We start from the raw sequence: 12,815 nt of genomic DNA on the forward strand, positions 1-12,815 counted from the left end.
GCTTGAGGCAGTATATGGGGGCTAGATCAGAAGATTCAATCATTGAATAGCCAAAAACACAAAAAGGGCCAATATGGCCCTTTAAAACGCTCAAAAATGACTCAAGTGCTGATTAATACAGCGTTATCAGCTTATAGTCTTGCAGCTAGAATTTAGCAGATTAGCGCTTTAATAAAAAACGCGGCCTAAGCCGCGTTACTATCTTTACTCTTCACCGGATACCGCTTGGGTCTCGTTTTTTTGATAAATCAATAACGGAGCAGACTCACCTTTAATAACAGTTTCATCAATGACCACCTTGGCCACGTCAGTTTGCGCCGGCAAATCGTACATAGTATCGAGTAATACCGCTTCTACGATAGAGCGCAGACCACGAGCACCGGTTTTACGCTCCATCGCTTTATGGGCGATAGCACGCAAGGCGTCTTCACGAAACTCAAGCTCTACGTCTTCTAACGCAAACAGCGCACCGTATTGCTTGGTAAGCGCATTTTTAGGCTCAGATAAAATTTGCACTAATGCCGCTTCATCTAACTCAGTTAAAGTAGCGACTACAGGTAAGCGGCCAATAAACTCTGGGATCAAACCGTATTTAACTAAGTCTTCTGGCTCAACCTGAGTAAAGGTTTGGCTTAAGCTGACCGCACTCTCTTTGCTCTTAACCTGAGCGCCAAAGCCAATGCCCGTACCTTTATCAAGACGCTGCTCAATCACCTTATCGAGTCCAGCAAAAGCACCGCCACAGATAAACAGTATTTTTGAGGTATCAACCTGCAAAAATTCTTGCTGTGGGTGTTTGCGCCCGCCTTGAGGCGGCACAGAGGCAATGGTGCCCTCGATAAGCTTCAGTAACGCCTGCTGTACCCCTTCACCGGAGACATCACGCGTAATGGAAGGATTATCGGATTTGCGAGAAATTTTATCAATCTCATCGATATAGACGATGCCGCGCTGGGCTTTTTCTACATCGTAGTCGCATTTTTGCAACAGCTTTTGAATGATATTTTCTACGTCTTCACCTACATAACCGGCTTCGGTTAAGGTGGTGGCGTCTGCCATGGTAAAGGGCACATCCAATAAGCGAGCCAGTGTTTCTGCCAGCAGCGTTTTACCGCAACCGGTGGGGCCAATCAGCAAGATATTAGACTTGCCTAGCTCGACGCCGTCGGTTTCACCGGCATTGCGCAAGCGCTTATAGTGGTTATATACCGCCACTGCCAGCACTTTTTTGGCGTGATCTTGGCCAATCACATAATCATCTAAGTTAGCGCGAATTTCATGGGGCGTAGGGAGGGCATCCCCTTCATGCTTAGGTGAAATATCTTTAATTTCTTCCCGAATGATGTCTTCGCAGAGCTCGACACATTCGTCACAAATGTAGACGGAAGGGCCCGCTATAAGTTTGCGCACTTCGTGTTGGCTTTTCCCACAAAAAGAACAATACAGCAATTTGCCGCCGTCCCCTTCGCCCTTGCGTTTTTCTGTCATTCAGTCACCTCAAATTGCGTACAAGCTGAGCAGTACTCACTCTCTTACTAGAGTGTACAGTACCGCTCCTCGCTTTGCTTAATCGCGCTTAAACAGCACTTCGTCAACGATGCCGTATTCTTTAGCCGTTTGCGCTGACATAAAGTTATCGCGGTCGGTATCACGCTCAATAACCGATAAGTCTTGGCCAGTATGTTCGGCAAGCAAGCGGTTGAGCTTTTCTTTAATATAAAGAATTTCTTTAGCATGGATCTGGATATCCGACGCCTGACCTTGAAAGCCCCCTAAGGGCTGATGGATCATCACGCGGCTATTAGGTAGTACAAAACGCTTACCCTTTTCACCACCGGCCAGCAAAAAAGCGCCCATAGAGGCCGCTTGACCCATGCACAGCGTGCTGACATTGGGTTTAACAAACTGCATGGTGTCATAAATTGACATGCCTGCCGTTACTGAGCCTCCCGGAGAGTTGATATATAAATGAATATCTTTTTCTGGGTTTTCTGACTCCAAAAACAGCAATTGGGCACAAATCAAGTTGGCCATGTGATCTTCTACCTGACCGGTTAGAAAAATCACGCGCTCTTTAAGTAAGCGAGAATAAATATCATAGGAGCGCTCACCCTTGGCAGTTTGCTCAACTACCATGGGAATGAGCGCTGCCATTGGATTACTCATTACTGAATCATGGAAATTTGACATCAAATATTGTCCCTAAAACAAAATGGCCCAAGTGCTCTTACACTAGGGCCATTATACGCAAGAGTTTAACGCCTAAGTCAACTGTTGTTGTTAAGCGTTCGCACCTGACTTGTTCATCAACTCATCAAAGCTTACTTGCTTATCAGTGACATTAGCTTGGCTTAAGATCAGTTCAATGGCTTGATCTTCAATGGCTAAGTTACGTACGTTTTCTAACATTTCTTGGTTTTCGTTGTAATAAGCGATCACTTCTGCAGGATCTTCATAGGCAGAAGCTAACCCTGCAATAATTTCTTGCACTTTTGCATCATCGGCTTTGATGTCGTTTTTCTTGATCACTTCGCCTAATAACAAGCCCACGCGTACGCGGCGCTGAGCTTGATCCTGAAATAGTTCCGCAGGTAATTGAGGCGCATCTTTTTGATCCATGCCACCAAAACGCTGCAGCGCTTGCTTGCGCAAGGTTTCAATTTCGTTATCAACCAATGACTGGGGAACGTCAACTTGGTTTTGCTCAATTAAGCCATCAATCACTTGTTCTTTAACGGAAGCCTTGAGTGCTTGGCTTAATTCGCGTTCCATGTTTTTACGCACTTCAGCTTTTAAACCATCTAAAGAACCATCAGCAATACCAAAGCGCTTTACAAATTCTTCATTTAGCTCAGGCAACTCCTGGGCTTCAACTTTAATGACAGTCACAGCAAATTGAGCAGGTTTACCTTTGAGGTTTTCAGCGTGGTAATCTTCTGGGAAGTTCACTTCTAGAGTGAATTCATCACCGGCTTTCTTACCCAGCAATCCCTCTTCAAAGCCTGGGATCATACGGCCAGAGCCTAATACCAGTACGAAGTCTTGTGCAGCGCCACCTTCAAACTCAGCGCCATCCACCGAGCCCACAAAGTTCATAGTAACCCGGTCATCATTTGCTGCAGCGCGCTCTACTTCAGCCCAGTCTGCATGTTGTTTTTGCAAAGTGACGATCATCTTATCCAAATCGGCATCTTGTACTTGCGCTTGTGGCTTTTCAATGCTTATGGCGTCTAAACCCTGTACTTCTACCTCTGGATAAACTTCAAAGGTTGCAGTAAAAGTAAAGTCTTCACCGGCTTTAAGAGGAGCAGGCTCCATAGTAGGCATGCCAGCAGGGTTCAGTTTTTCACTGATCACGGCTTCAAAGAAGTTGCGCTGCATTAAATCGCCGGCTACTTCTGACTCCACTGAAGCACCAAACATTTTTTGGATAACAGACAATGGTGCTTTACCTGGACGGAAACCGTCAATGCGGCGGGTTTTAGCTAATTGGCGCAGACGGCCATTTACTTCGCCATCTACTTTTTCAGCAGGCACAGTAATGGTCAGGCGGCGTTCCAGGCCTTGAGTCGTTTCAAGTGAAACTTGCATTCTTCTACCTCAATGTTTTTCTGCGCTTAACTGCGCTGTGATTGATTTAAACAGCCTGGGCTGCTTGCTTGAATCTTAATGAAAGACGGTTAATTCAACTCGACCTTCAAGGAAAATGAGACGGCGCATTATAACGATGCACAATGACAGCGTCGAGCTTCTATAGTGCTAGGTTAGCTATATGAGGGCACAAGGTCATTATTCAAGTCAAAATGCCTTAAAAAAATACTTTTTACCCTCTTTTTATACTAATAATAAAAAGGCATGCCCATGCATGCCTTTTTTATTAAGCGACTCGCTCAGCTACGTTTAGCGATAGCTTAGAAAGAAACGCGGCGATATTGGCGGTATTCTGGTCTCCAGAAGTTAGCTTCAATGGCGGCATCTAGGGCGGCATCAGACACTTGTAGCGCTTGTCCTTGCAGCTGTGCGGTTTTCGCCACCGCTTTGGCAATTTGCAAACTCACATGCTGAATGTCTTCTAATGGCGGTAAGAGTGCCCCTTCTGCGTCATTGGCCATGGGAGAGCAGGCTGCTAGCGCGCGACTGGCAGACATTAACATAGCATCGGTCACACGCTTAGCACCGCAAGCCAACACCCCTAAGCCAATACCTGGGAAGATGTAGGAGTTGTTGCACTGTACGATATCAAACAACTTACCTTTGTATTCCACCGGAGAAAATGGGCTACCGGTTGCCACTAATGCTTGGCCATCAGTCCAATTAATAATATCTTCTGGCGTGGCTTCTACTCGAGAAGTCGGATTCGACAGCGGGAACACAATCGGACGTGCACAGTGGCTGTGCATGGTTTGGATCACTTCTTTTGTGAATAAGCCCGGCTGACCCGATACGCCAATTAAGATATCTGGCTTAGCATTTTGGATAACTTCCAGTAATGAAATATTTTCAGCGGCGGTATTCCACTCGCTCGCCCGATTGGCCGACTGCGCTAATGGACGCTGAAAGTCCACTAAATTGGGCATGTTATCGGTGATCAAGCCAAAGCGATCCACCATAAACACTTGCTCTCGCGCTTTTTCATCGCTTAAGCCTTCCGCTTTCATTTGCGCAACGATTTGTTCAGCAATACCACAGCCTGCAGAGCCTGAGCCTAAGAAAGCGACGCGTTTTTCAGACAATTTACTGCCACTGGCTTGGCAAGCAGCCAGCAAAGAACCCAAGGTCACGGCGGCGGTACCTTGAATATCATCGTTAAAGCAGCACAGCTCGTCTTTATAACGATTCAGTAATGGCATGGCGTTTTTTTGCGCGAAATCTTCAAACTGCAATAACACGTTAGGCCAGCGACGCTTCACGGCTTGAATGAAGGCGTCCACAAACTCTTCATATTCTTCCCCCGTGACACGGGGGTTACGCCAGCCCATATACATAGGGTCTTTAAGTAACTGCGGGTTATTGGTACCGGCATCTAATACTACAGGCAAAGTATAAGCAGGAGAGATACCGCCACAGGCGGTGTAGAGCGATAACTTACCAATAGGAATTCCCATGCCACCAATACCTTGGTCGCCTAACCCTAAAATGCGCTCGCCGTCGGTCACCACAATCACTTTTACGTTGCGCTTAGTGGCGTTTTGTAAAATATCATCAATGCGCTCACGATCGGGGTAAGAGATAAACAAACCTCGGGCACGACGATAGATATTAGAGAACTCTTCACAAGCCTGACCCACAGTCGGTGTGTAAATAGTCGGCATCATCAAGCTTAAATGGTCGGTAACTAAGCGATAAAATAAGGTTTCGTTAGTATCTTGGATATTGCGCAGATAAATGTGCTTATCGAGGTCACTTTGAAAAGAAGTGTACTGCTGGTAAGCCCGTGCTACTTGCTCCTCAATGGTTTCGATATTATGCGGCAACAGACCATCAAGGTTGAACGCAATACGCTCATCCTTAGAAAATGCGCCACCCTTGTTTAATAATGGCGTTTCTAATAGGGCAGGTCCGGCAAAAGGTACATAGAGGGCACGTTTTTCATGATGCTCTTTGGGCATAAGACATCTCGCTTAAGTTATAGTCCGCTGGGGATTTATGATTCGAATAATTAGGGGCTCAGCGCCAGTATAAGCCAAGCCCACTTCGCAAACCACACCTTGTACGGCTTAACCTTGGCTTATTCCAAAGTTAAGTTGTTTTGTGCGACGACACAGTTGCGCCCACGGCGCTTAGCTTCATATAAAGCGTCATCGGCATGCTGAATTAGTTGTGCCGTTTTACTGTGTTTATTACCACACACTACGCCCGCGCTAAGGGTGATCATGGTTTCAGTTTCGTCTAAAGGATTTTCAATAGGCTGAGACTCTACCGCCAAGCGTAATGTTTCTGCTTGGCGCGCACCTTGCTCTAGCTCAGTATTTGGCAAAAGCACGGCAAATTCTTCACCGCCATAACGGGCTATGATGGCCTCATTACCAAAAATATCAACCAAGGTAGTGGCTACGCTGACTAATACTTCATCACCCATTAAATGACCGTGCTCATCATTAATGCGTTTAAATTTATCCAAATCTAACAGCATTAACACAAAGTTTTGTTCGCCCGCGCTCTGATGACGCACTTGGTTTAATTGCTCAATAAACAGGCGCCGGTTCATTAGCCGAGTGAGGGGGTCTCGCGTAGACTCGCGATATAAGTCTAATAGCATGCGCAGTTGTCCGGTTTGCACCCACATCATGGCGAGACTAAAACACAATAACAACCACACTCTATCTATAAGCTGGCCATTATTTAAAGTATGCGAGTCTAGCCAATAGTCGGTGCCCAAGACGGCGGCCATTACAAAAACGGCCACCCTCAAGCCAGAGCGAATAGGCAGCGGCAGCACGGCTAATAAAGCTAATAGAAAATAAGGAAACGCTACATAGCCAGCAGGCATAGTGGCGACATCACGAAAACTCCACAAGCTGACATAATTAAAGAGCAATAAAATAATCAGTAGCGCAAATAATGACAGCACCATCCAGCGCCGATTGAGCTTACATAAATAACTTAGCGGTAATAAAGGAGTGAGCATCACGCCCGTGATAAGGCGTACTTTCCAGAGCAGTTTAAAATGAGCCGTATCCAGTACCCACCAATCTACGGCAATCCAACCGGCGACACCGATAATAAGCAAGGTCACCAGCCAGCGAAAACGCACCGCCACAAATCCAATCCGGATGAGTTTAAAATCTCTAGAGTGAGCGTGATCACTCCAGTATTCTTTTATCTCCAACTCATTCCCCTTAAGGTAAGTAATAGAAGGAAATCCCTTCCCTCTGAAAGATATTTTGTTTAGCACTCATGTACTTTGTTACGCGGGCGCAGCGAGTCTTACGCCCTCTCGACTAAATGCGGCATTAAATGTTAGCGTTTAGTTAAAAAAGAGTGCGTTAAGCACTAAGCGGACTAAAGTCTGCACGCGAGCCAGTGTATAATGCCCCATCTTAAAAATCATGGGCTGGACTGAGTTTATTATCGGTTTAGTGTGAGTACAGGCCAACACCCTCAAGATTCATCTAAGCTAAAACGCTAATTTTTCTAAGGAGCAGGCGTGAGCATTAAACTTTATGGTATTAAAAATTGTGACACCATTAAAAAAGCCCGTAAATGGCTAAGCGAGCACGACCTTGCCTATCAATTTATTGACCATAGAGTGGATGGACTCGATCCAAAGGAGCTTAAACAGTGGTTAGAAAAACTTGGCTGGGAAGCGGTATTAAATAAAAGGGGCACGACCTATCGAGGCTTAAGCGAACAGCAAAAAGCGAGTCTCAATGCGACTACGGCGTTTGAGTTATTACTTGCGCACCCGGCGATGATTAAACGTCCGTTATTAGTCACCGAACATAATATGGTACTTGGCTTTAACGATGCCCTATATACAGAGCAATTATTATCAAGCTGAGGTAGGAGTATTTATGATTCCCCAGTGTTTACTTGGCTTAAGCGATCAGCATGTAGAAAATTTGAACGAGGCTGGCCATCGTCTACAACCCCCAGCTAAAGTCGCATTTATGGCCATGCAAAAAGCGGCGCTGGCGGCGGGATTTAATCTAGCGCCGGCCTCAAGCTATCGCAGCTTTGAGCGCCAGCTCAGTATTTGGAATGCAAAATATGAGGGGCAGCGCCCCGTATTAGATGCCCACAGCCAGCCACTGGATGCGCTAAGTTTGGCGCCTGTAGAGCGCATTAATACCATATTGCATTGGAGCGCCCTACCCGGTACCAGTCGCCATCACTGGGGAAGTGACTTAGATGTGTATGATCCCGACTTATTACCCGCAGGCACTAAGCTTGCGTTAGAGCCGTGGGAATATGATGAAGGCGGTTATTTTTATCCACTCAGTCAGTGGTTAAATGCAAATATGGCACGCTTTGGTTTTTATTTACCTTTTGCCTCAGCAAACGGCGGGGTGGCGAGAGAGCCATGGCACTTAAGTTTTCGGTCTCTGGCCAAAGAATGCGCTCAGCAACTCACGCCAGAGTTAGTCGCGCACGCATTAAACAACCAGCATATTTGTGGAAAAGCGCATATCCTTAATCAATTGGATGACATATTTTTGCGTTTTATTAATCCCACCCATCCTGCTTGCGAGGAATAAATTATGAGTACTTGGCTTTGGATAGCACTGCCGCTGTTATTTGTGGTGGGTTTATTTGTCAGCGCCCTTAAAGATACTAAAAATGTAGAGCGCTCAGTAAAGAAAAATCGCGATAAAATGCACTTAAAAAACTGGGATGTAGAAGAGCAAAAAGAAAAAGCACAAGAGGAAAATTGGGGCGTGCCGCCTGCCCCACAAGACAGCTATCACCCTGATGAGCAGGATAATAAGCCACCGCAATAACCAGACTGTGAGTAAACTTGTGCTAAATAGCCGACATGATGTCGGCTATTTTTTTAGGAAAAACACCACCTAATCGCTGGCAAGCACACTCGCTAACGGCGTATGTGCTAAGCCATGACTCTCAGCGACTGCTGGGCAGATAACTTGTCCTAAATGCACGCTTAAGCCTTGTGCTAAATGCGCATTTTCACGCATCGCCGCTTTCCAGCCCAAATTAGCCAAGGCTTTAATAAAGGGTAAAGTGGCATTTATTAAGGCGAAAGTCGCGGTAGAAGCGACAGCGCCGGGCATATTGGCTACGCAATAATGCACAATACCATCCACTTCATAAGTCGGCTCTTGGTGGGTAGTCAGGCGGCTAGTTTCAAAGCAACCGCCTTGGTCAATTGCGACATCCACCAATACCGCCCCTTTTGGTAGTAATGCTAACTGAGCGCGAGTAATCAATTTAGGTGCCGCCGCCCCCACGATAAGCACAGCGCCAATCACTAAATCCGTGTGCACCAACTCTCGCTCAATATTATCTACCGTAGAATATAAGGTTTTAAGACTGGGGCCATAGAGCATGTCTAGCTCTTTTAAACGAGTGAGCGAGGTGTCTACTAGTGTGACTTGTGCACCAAACCCCATCGCCATGCGCGCGGCATTCACGCCCACCACGCCGCCACCTAGCACTAATACCCGTGCTGGCAACACACCAGGTACGCCGCCTAATAAAATACCCCTACCACCTTGGGCCTTTTCTAAACAATGGGCACCGGCTTGAATAGCCATACGCCCTGCCACTTCACTCATCGGCGCCAATAAAGGTAAGCCGCCTTTCTGATCGGTGACGGTTTCATAGGCAATGGCGGTACAGCCTGAGGCAATAAGCGCCTGGGTTTGGGCTAAATCGGGTGCTAAGTGTAAATAAGTAAAAATAACTTGGCCGGCTTTTAATTGGGCACATTCATGAGGCAGCGGCTCTTTAACTTTAATAATAAGCTCAGCATTAGCATAAATATCTTGCGGGTTGGCCGTCATTTGTGCGCCAGCCGCCGCGTAATCGGCATCGGTTAAACCAATAGCCGCACCTGCGCCACACTCTACTAATACTTGATGCCCATCTAGCACCAATTCTTTTACCCCACCGGGAGTTAATCCTACCCGATACTCATGATTTTTAATTTCCCGTGGAACGCCGATGAACATCTATGCCTCTATAAGCCGTGCTGAATGGCGCTATTATAACGCAGCTCAACAACAAAGCAGCTTACTTAAGGGGGTTAAGAGCGCTATTGCTGGCTTATTAGACAAGTGGCTTATCTTTAGCCTATAAGCTGTTATATGCTCAAGTGAACGGTGTGCGGAGGAACCATGGAGCAACTGGAATTTTTTGCTGTGCCCAGCCCCTGCATTGGGGTCTGTCAAATGAATAATAGAGGCTATTGTAAAGGTTGCTTTCGTAGCCGAGACGAGCGCTTTAATTGGCTTAAATTTAGCGATAGCCAAAAACGTGAAGTGATCCGCTTATGCCAAGACCGCAAACGGCGCGTAGTGGCGCTAGCGCGTAAAAAAACAACTCGAACTCGCCTTAGAGGCAACGCCATCTAACCCGGCAACCCCACAAACAGGCTTTGATTTAAATGACGATTAAGCTTCTACTAACCGCTCATTAATCCAGGCGCTAATCAACTTCGCCGGCTCGTGTTCTAAGTGCAAATGATGACTACCGATTAGCGTATGCAAAGTCAGATCCGCTATTTCATTCAATAAAGGCGCGATCAGTGCTAACTCTTCGCCCCCTTTGGCCATCACTAATAACACCGGCATGGTGAGATGTTGTAAAAAAGTCCTCAGTTGCGCCTCAGACATGCGCACTAAAGAAGGCTGTGTCAATGCGATATCAGAGCGCCATACCCACCCTTGTTCGGTGCGCCTGAGCCCGCGCTCTAATAAATGAATGGCGGCCTCTTCATTAACCGGCCAGCGACTATTAATGCGCACCGCCACGGCTTGATCAAAGCTGTCATAGGGCTTAAGGCTGCGCCCACTTAAGCGGGCATTGCGCCGCAACGCCTTGGCCATTAGCGTGGGTAAATCATCTTCTGGATAAGTTAAGGGCACCAAGCCATCGATTAAAAATAAGTGGCTAATACGGGTTGGAAAGGCGCCGGCCAGCAAGCTGGCTACACCTGCTCCTAGCGAATGCCCCAATAAAGCGACGCGTTTAAGCGCTAATACGTCTAAGAGAGCATAGACATCCGCTACATGATCCCAGCTGTAATAACTTTGCCCCCCGCTTAAATGATCCGAAAAGCCATGACCTGCAAAATCCAAGGCGATTAAGCGTACGCGAGATAAGTTACGGGCTAATAAACTAAAACTGGCGACATTATCTAACCAACCGTGCAGTGCTATTATCGGCGCACCTGTTGCAGGCCCCCACTCGCGCACCGCTAATACTCGGCCATGTCTTTTAAATTGCCAGTCTTTATAGGCTACCGTCATGTTCTGGCCTGCCAAGTGCCATTAATGAAATGAAAGCAGGGTAAAAATGAGGATAAAGCACAGAGATGAATAGGGAACATAACCCAAGGCGCAGCTTGGCGGCACAACATACAAAAACCCTTAATAAAAATAACGAGCACAAGGTGTGCTTAATTTAGTCTTGTTGCCATTTATCAACGGCTTGCTGATCACTGTCTTTCGCACTCAGCCAATAGCTGCCCGCGCTAGTTTGTTCTTTTTTCCAAAATGGCGCCTGTGTTTTTAAATAGTCCATTATAAACTGACAAGCGGCAAAGGCTGCCTCGCGATGCTGACTGGCCACCCCGACCAAGACAATTTGCTCACCAAGGGCCAGCTCACCCACCCGGTGAATGACTTTAGTCCCTAATAAAGGCCAACGTGCGTTGGCTTGCTCCACAATACTAAGCAGCGCTTTTTCAGTCATGTGTGGATAATGCTCAAGCGTTAGCCCTTGCACCTGCGTGTTGTTATTCATCTCACGCACTTTGCCAACAAACACCACCACGGCACCGGTTTGATGAGACTCACTCAGTGTCGCGTACTCCGCCGCCATATCAAAATCATGAGTTTGAACTTGGATCATTTAGCCTCCGGTCACCGGCGGAAAAAACGCCACTTCATCGCCGGCTTGAATGGCTGAATTCAGTGCCACCATTTGATGATTCACGCCCACTAATAATTGCGACTTAGCAAGCGCACTGGCCCAAGGCTCACCTTGGCTGACTAAATGTTGGCGCAGCTCTTCTACGGTAGCCACTTGCTGCGCTATCGTAATTTCAGATTGGCCTAATTGTTCTCTTATTTTGGCAAAAAATAGCACTTTAATGGTCATACGCTAAAATCTCCCGACTTACCGCCGCGTTTTTCTAACAGACGAATACCTTCTATCACCATGTCTTTCTGTACGGCTTTACACATGTCATAAATCGTTAAGGCAGCAACCGACGCTGCGGTGAGCGCTTCCATTTCTACCCCAGTTTGGCCGGCTAATTTACAATAGCTTTGAATATGCACGCTATTTCGCGCTATGTCGGGAGTCAATTGGACTTCGACTTTAGACAGCGCCAGCGGATGGCACAAAGGAATAAGATCGGCGGTTTTTTTAGCTGCCATAATGCCGGCAATGCGCGCGGTAGCAAACACATCGCCTTTGTGATGTTGACCATTAACTATTAAGTCTAGTGTGGTACTGGCCATGCTTACCCACGCCTCGGCGCGGGCTTCACGAGTAGTGACAGCCTTGTCGCTCACATCCACCATATTGGCTTCACCGGCGTGATTAATATGGGTTAAGGTAGCCATTACGACCTCGTTTCAATTAAATGCTGCACAAAATTACACGGCTTATGCTGGGCATTTAACTGCTCTAATAAAATACCCTGCCACGCCGTTTTACAAGCCCCTGTGGAGCCTGGCATACAAAAAATAGCGGTATGATTAGCTAAGCCCGCCATCGCACGACTTTGTACGGTAGAAGTCCCCAGCTCTTGGTAGGTGAGGTGGCGAAACAGCTCACCAAAGCCATCTATTTGGCTATCGAGTAACGGAATAATTGCCTCAGGTGTGGTATCTCGGCCAGTAAAGCCGGTACCACCAGTAATTAACACCACCTGAATGTCGGGGTTTGCTATCCAAGCACTCACTTGGGCTCGTACCTGATACTTATCATCTTTTAAGATGGCTTTATCCACTAACTGGTGGCCGGCTTCACTTAAGGCACTCACTAAATACTTACCCGAGGTATCGGTTTGCTCATTTCTAGTATCCGACACCGTTAACACCGCCATATTTAATGACACAAATACCGACGCGGCATGGCTCATAATATCCTCACTTAAATTAATAATGGTGATGGCAGTTATT

At 46.8% G+C, this 12,815-nt stretch carries 15 protein-coding genes; 4 read left to right on the forward strand and 11 right to left on the reverse strand.

Annotated elements, in window-relative coordinates; all coding sequences use genetic code 11:
* Positions 1-204 precede the first annotated feature (204 nt).
* The 5 genes from clpX to CBP12_RS04570 all read right to left on the reverse strand — a co-directional run bounded on the left by clpX (position 205) and on the right by CBP12_RS04570 (position 6,829).
* Complete coding sequence (gene clpX / locus CBP12_RS04550; protein WP_086963381.1) at positions 205-1,488, reverse strand: ATP-dependent protease ATP-binding subunit ClpX; 1,284 nt, start codon at positions 1,486-1,488, stop codon at positions 205-207.
* A 78-nt stretch (positions 1,489-1,566) separates the two neighbouring features.
* Positions 1,567-2,190, reverse strand: coding sequence for an ATP-dependent Clp endopeptidase proteolytic subunit ClpP (clpP, locus tag CBP12_RS04555; RefSeq protein ID WP_086963382.1), 624 nt, complete (start codon positions 2,188-2,190; stop codon positions 1,567-1,569).
* Between the two features lie 90 nt (positions 2,191-2,280).
* Positions 2,281-3,591: a trigger factor gene (tig, locus tag CBP12_RS04560; RefSeq protein WP_086963383.1), complete on the reverse strand. Its 1,311-nt coding sequence runs from the start codon at positions 3,589-3,591 to the stop codon at positions 2,281-2,283.
* 320 nt (positions 3,592-3,911) lie between these two features.
* Positions 3,912-5,609, reverse strand: coding sequence for an NAD-dependent malic enzyme (locus CBP12_RS04565; RefSeq protein ID WP_086963384.1), 1,698 nt, complete (start codon positions 5,607-5,609; stop codon positions 3,912-3,914).
* A gap of 119 nt (positions 5,610-5,728) precedes the next feature.
* Positions 5,729-6,829 carry a GGDEF domain-containing protein gene (locus CBP12_RS04570; protein WP_086963385.1) on the reverse strand — a complete coding sequence of 367 codons (1,101 nt, stop codon included), beginning with the start codon at positions 6,827-6,829 and terminating at the stop codon, positions 5,729-5,731.
* A gap of 318 nt (positions 6,830-7,147) precedes the next feature.
* Between CBP12_RS04570 and CBP12_RS04575 the strand changes: the two genes are divergently transcribed.
* Genes CBP12_RS04575 through CBP12_RS04585 form a run of 3 tightly spaced genes read left to right on the forward strand, consistent with a single transcriptional unit; the run spans position 7,148 to position 8,441 of the window.
* The gene (locus CBP12_RS04575; protein ID WP_086963386.1) at positions 7,148-7,501 is read left to right on the forward strand and encodes an ArsC family reductase; all 354 of its coding nucleotides are present in this window, start codon (positions 7,148-7,150) and stop codon (positions 7,499-7,501) included.
* 13 nt (positions 7,502-7,514) lie between these two features.
* Entirely contained in the window at positions 7,515-8,198 is a 684-nt protein-coding gene (locus CBP12_RS04580) for a M15 family metallopeptidase (protein WP_086963387.1), read from the forward strand.
* Between the two features lie 3 nt (positions 8,199-8,201).
* Positions 8,202-8,441: a hypothetical protein gene (locus tag CBP12_RS04585; RefSeq protein WP_086963388.1), complete on the forward strand. Its 240-nt coding sequence runs from the start codon at positions 8,202-8,204 to the stop codon at positions 8,439-8,441.
* Between the two features lie 69 nt (positions 8,442-8,510).
* Here the strand turns inward: CBP12_RS04585 and ald are convergent, their stop codons facing one another.
* On the reverse strand, positions 8,511-9,632 hold the full coding sequence (gene ald / locus CBP12_RS04590) for an alanine dehydrogenase (RefSeq protein WP_086963389.1): 1,122 nt from the start codon (positions 9,630-9,632) through the stop codon (positions 8,511-8,513).
* Positions 9,633-9,797: 165 nt separating this feature from the next.
* On the opposite strand from ald, the gene CBP12_RS04595 reads away from it, so the two are divergent.
* Positions 9,798-10,034, forward strand: coding sequence for a DUF1289 domain-containing protein (locus tag CBP12_RS04595; RefSeq protein WP_157420043.1), 237 nt, complete (start codon positions 9,798-9,800; stop codon positions 10,032-10,034).
* A gap of 39 nt (positions 10,035-10,073) precedes the next feature.
* On the opposite strand, the gene CBP12_RS04600 is transcribed toward CBP12_RS04595, so the two are convergent.
* From CBP12_RS04600 to moaB, 5 genes are all read right to left on the reverse strand, one after another.
* Positions 10,074-10,931 carry an alpha/beta fold hydrolase gene (locus CBP12_RS04600; RefSeq protein WP_086963390.1) on the reverse strand — a complete coding sequence of 286 codons (858 nt, stop codon included), beginning with the start codon at positions 10,929-10,931 and terminating at the stop codon, positions 10,074-10,076.
* A gap of 154 nt (positions 10,932-11,085) precedes the next feature.
* Positions 11,086-11,535: a molybdopterin synthase catalytic subunit MoaE gene (moaE, locus tag CBP12_RS04605; protein WP_086963391.1), complete on the reverse strand. Its 450-nt coding sequence runs from the start codon at positions 11,533-11,535 to the stop codon at positions 11,086-11,088.
* Positions 11,536-11,784 carry a molybdopterin synthase sulfur carrier subunit gene (moaD, locus tag CBP12_RS04610; protein ID WP_086963392.1) on the reverse strand — a complete coding sequence of 83 codons (249 nt, stop codon included), beginning with the start codon at positions 11,782-11,784 and terminating at the stop codon, positions 11,536-11,538.
* Complete coding sequence (gene moaC, locus CBP12_RS04615; RefSeq protein WP_086963393.1) at positions 11,781-12,254, reverse strand: cyclic pyranopterin monophosphate synthase MoaC; 474 nt, start codon at positions 12,252-12,254, stop codon at positions 11,781-11,783. Before moaC ends, moaD begins: the two co-directional genes overlap by 4 nt.
* On the reverse strand, positions 12,254-12,775 hold the full coding sequence (gene moaB, locus CBP12_RS04620; protein WP_086963394.1) for a molybdenum cofactor biosynthesis protein B: 522 nt from the start codon (positions 12,773-12,775) through the stop codon (positions 12,254-12,256). The genes moaC and moaB overlap by 1 nt, the downstream gene beginning before the upstream one ends.
* Positions 12,776-12,815 lie beyond the last annotated feature (40 nt).

Source organism: Oceanisphaera avium (assembly GCF_002157875.1).
GTDB lineage: Bacteria > Pseudomonadota > Gammaproteobacteria > Enterobacterales > Aeromonadaceae > Oceanimonas > Oceanimonas avium.

Excerpts from the sequence above, each read along its gene's own strand:
- clpX (WP_086963381.1), bottom strand. The coding sequence starts at position 1,488 with ATGACAGAAAAACGCAAGGGCGAAGGGGACGGCGGCAAATTGCTGTAT.
- clpP (WP_086963382.1), bottom strand. The coding sequence starts at position 2,190 with ATGTCAAATTTCCATGATTCAGTAATGAGTAATCCAATGGCAGCGCTC.
- tig (WP_086963383.1), bottom strand. The coding sequence starts at position 3,591 with ATGCAAGTTTCACTTGAAACGACTCAAGGCCTGGAACGCCGCCTGACC.
- CBP12_RS04565 (WP_086963384.1), bottom strand. The coding sequence starts at position 5,609 with ATGCCCAAAGAGCATCATGAAAAACGTGCCCTCTATGTACCTTTTGCC.
- CBP12_RS04580 (WP_086963387.1), top strand. The coding sequence starts at position 7,515 with ATGATTCCCCAGTGTTTACTTGGCTTAAGCGATCAGCATGTAGAAAAT.
- CBP12_RS04585 (WP_086963388.1), top strand. The coding sequence starts at position 8,202 with ATGAGTACTTGGCTTTGGATAGCACTGCCGCTGTTATTTGTGGTGGGT.
- ald (WP_086963389.1), bottom strand. The coding sequence starts at position 9,632 with ATGTTCATCGGCGTTCCACGGGAAATTAAAAATCATGAGTATCGGGTA.
- CBP12_RS04595 (WP_157420043.1), top strand. The coding sequence starts at position 9,798 with ATGGAGCAACTGGAATTTTTTGCTGTGCCCAGCCCCTGCATTGGGGTC.
- CBP12_RS04600 (WP_086963390.1), bottom strand. The coding sequence starts at position 10,931 with ATGACGGTAGCCTATAAAGACTGGCAATTTAAAAGACATGGCCGAGTA.
- moaE (WP_086963391.1), bottom strand. The coding sequence starts at position 11,535 with ATGATCCAAGTTCAAACTCATGATTTTGATATGGCGGCGGAGTACGCG.
- moaD (WP_086963392.1), bottom strand. The coding sequence starts at position 11,784 with ATGACCATTAAAGTGCTATTTTTTGCCAAAATAAGAGAACAATTAGGC.
- moaC (WP_086963393.1), bottom strand. The coding sequence starts at position 12,254 with ATGGCTACCTTAACCCATATTAATCACGCCGGTGAAGCCAATATGGTG.
- moaB (WP_086963394.1), bottom strand. The coding sequence starts at position 12,775 with ATGAGCCATGCCGCGTCGGTATTTGTGTCATTAAATATGGCGGTGTTA.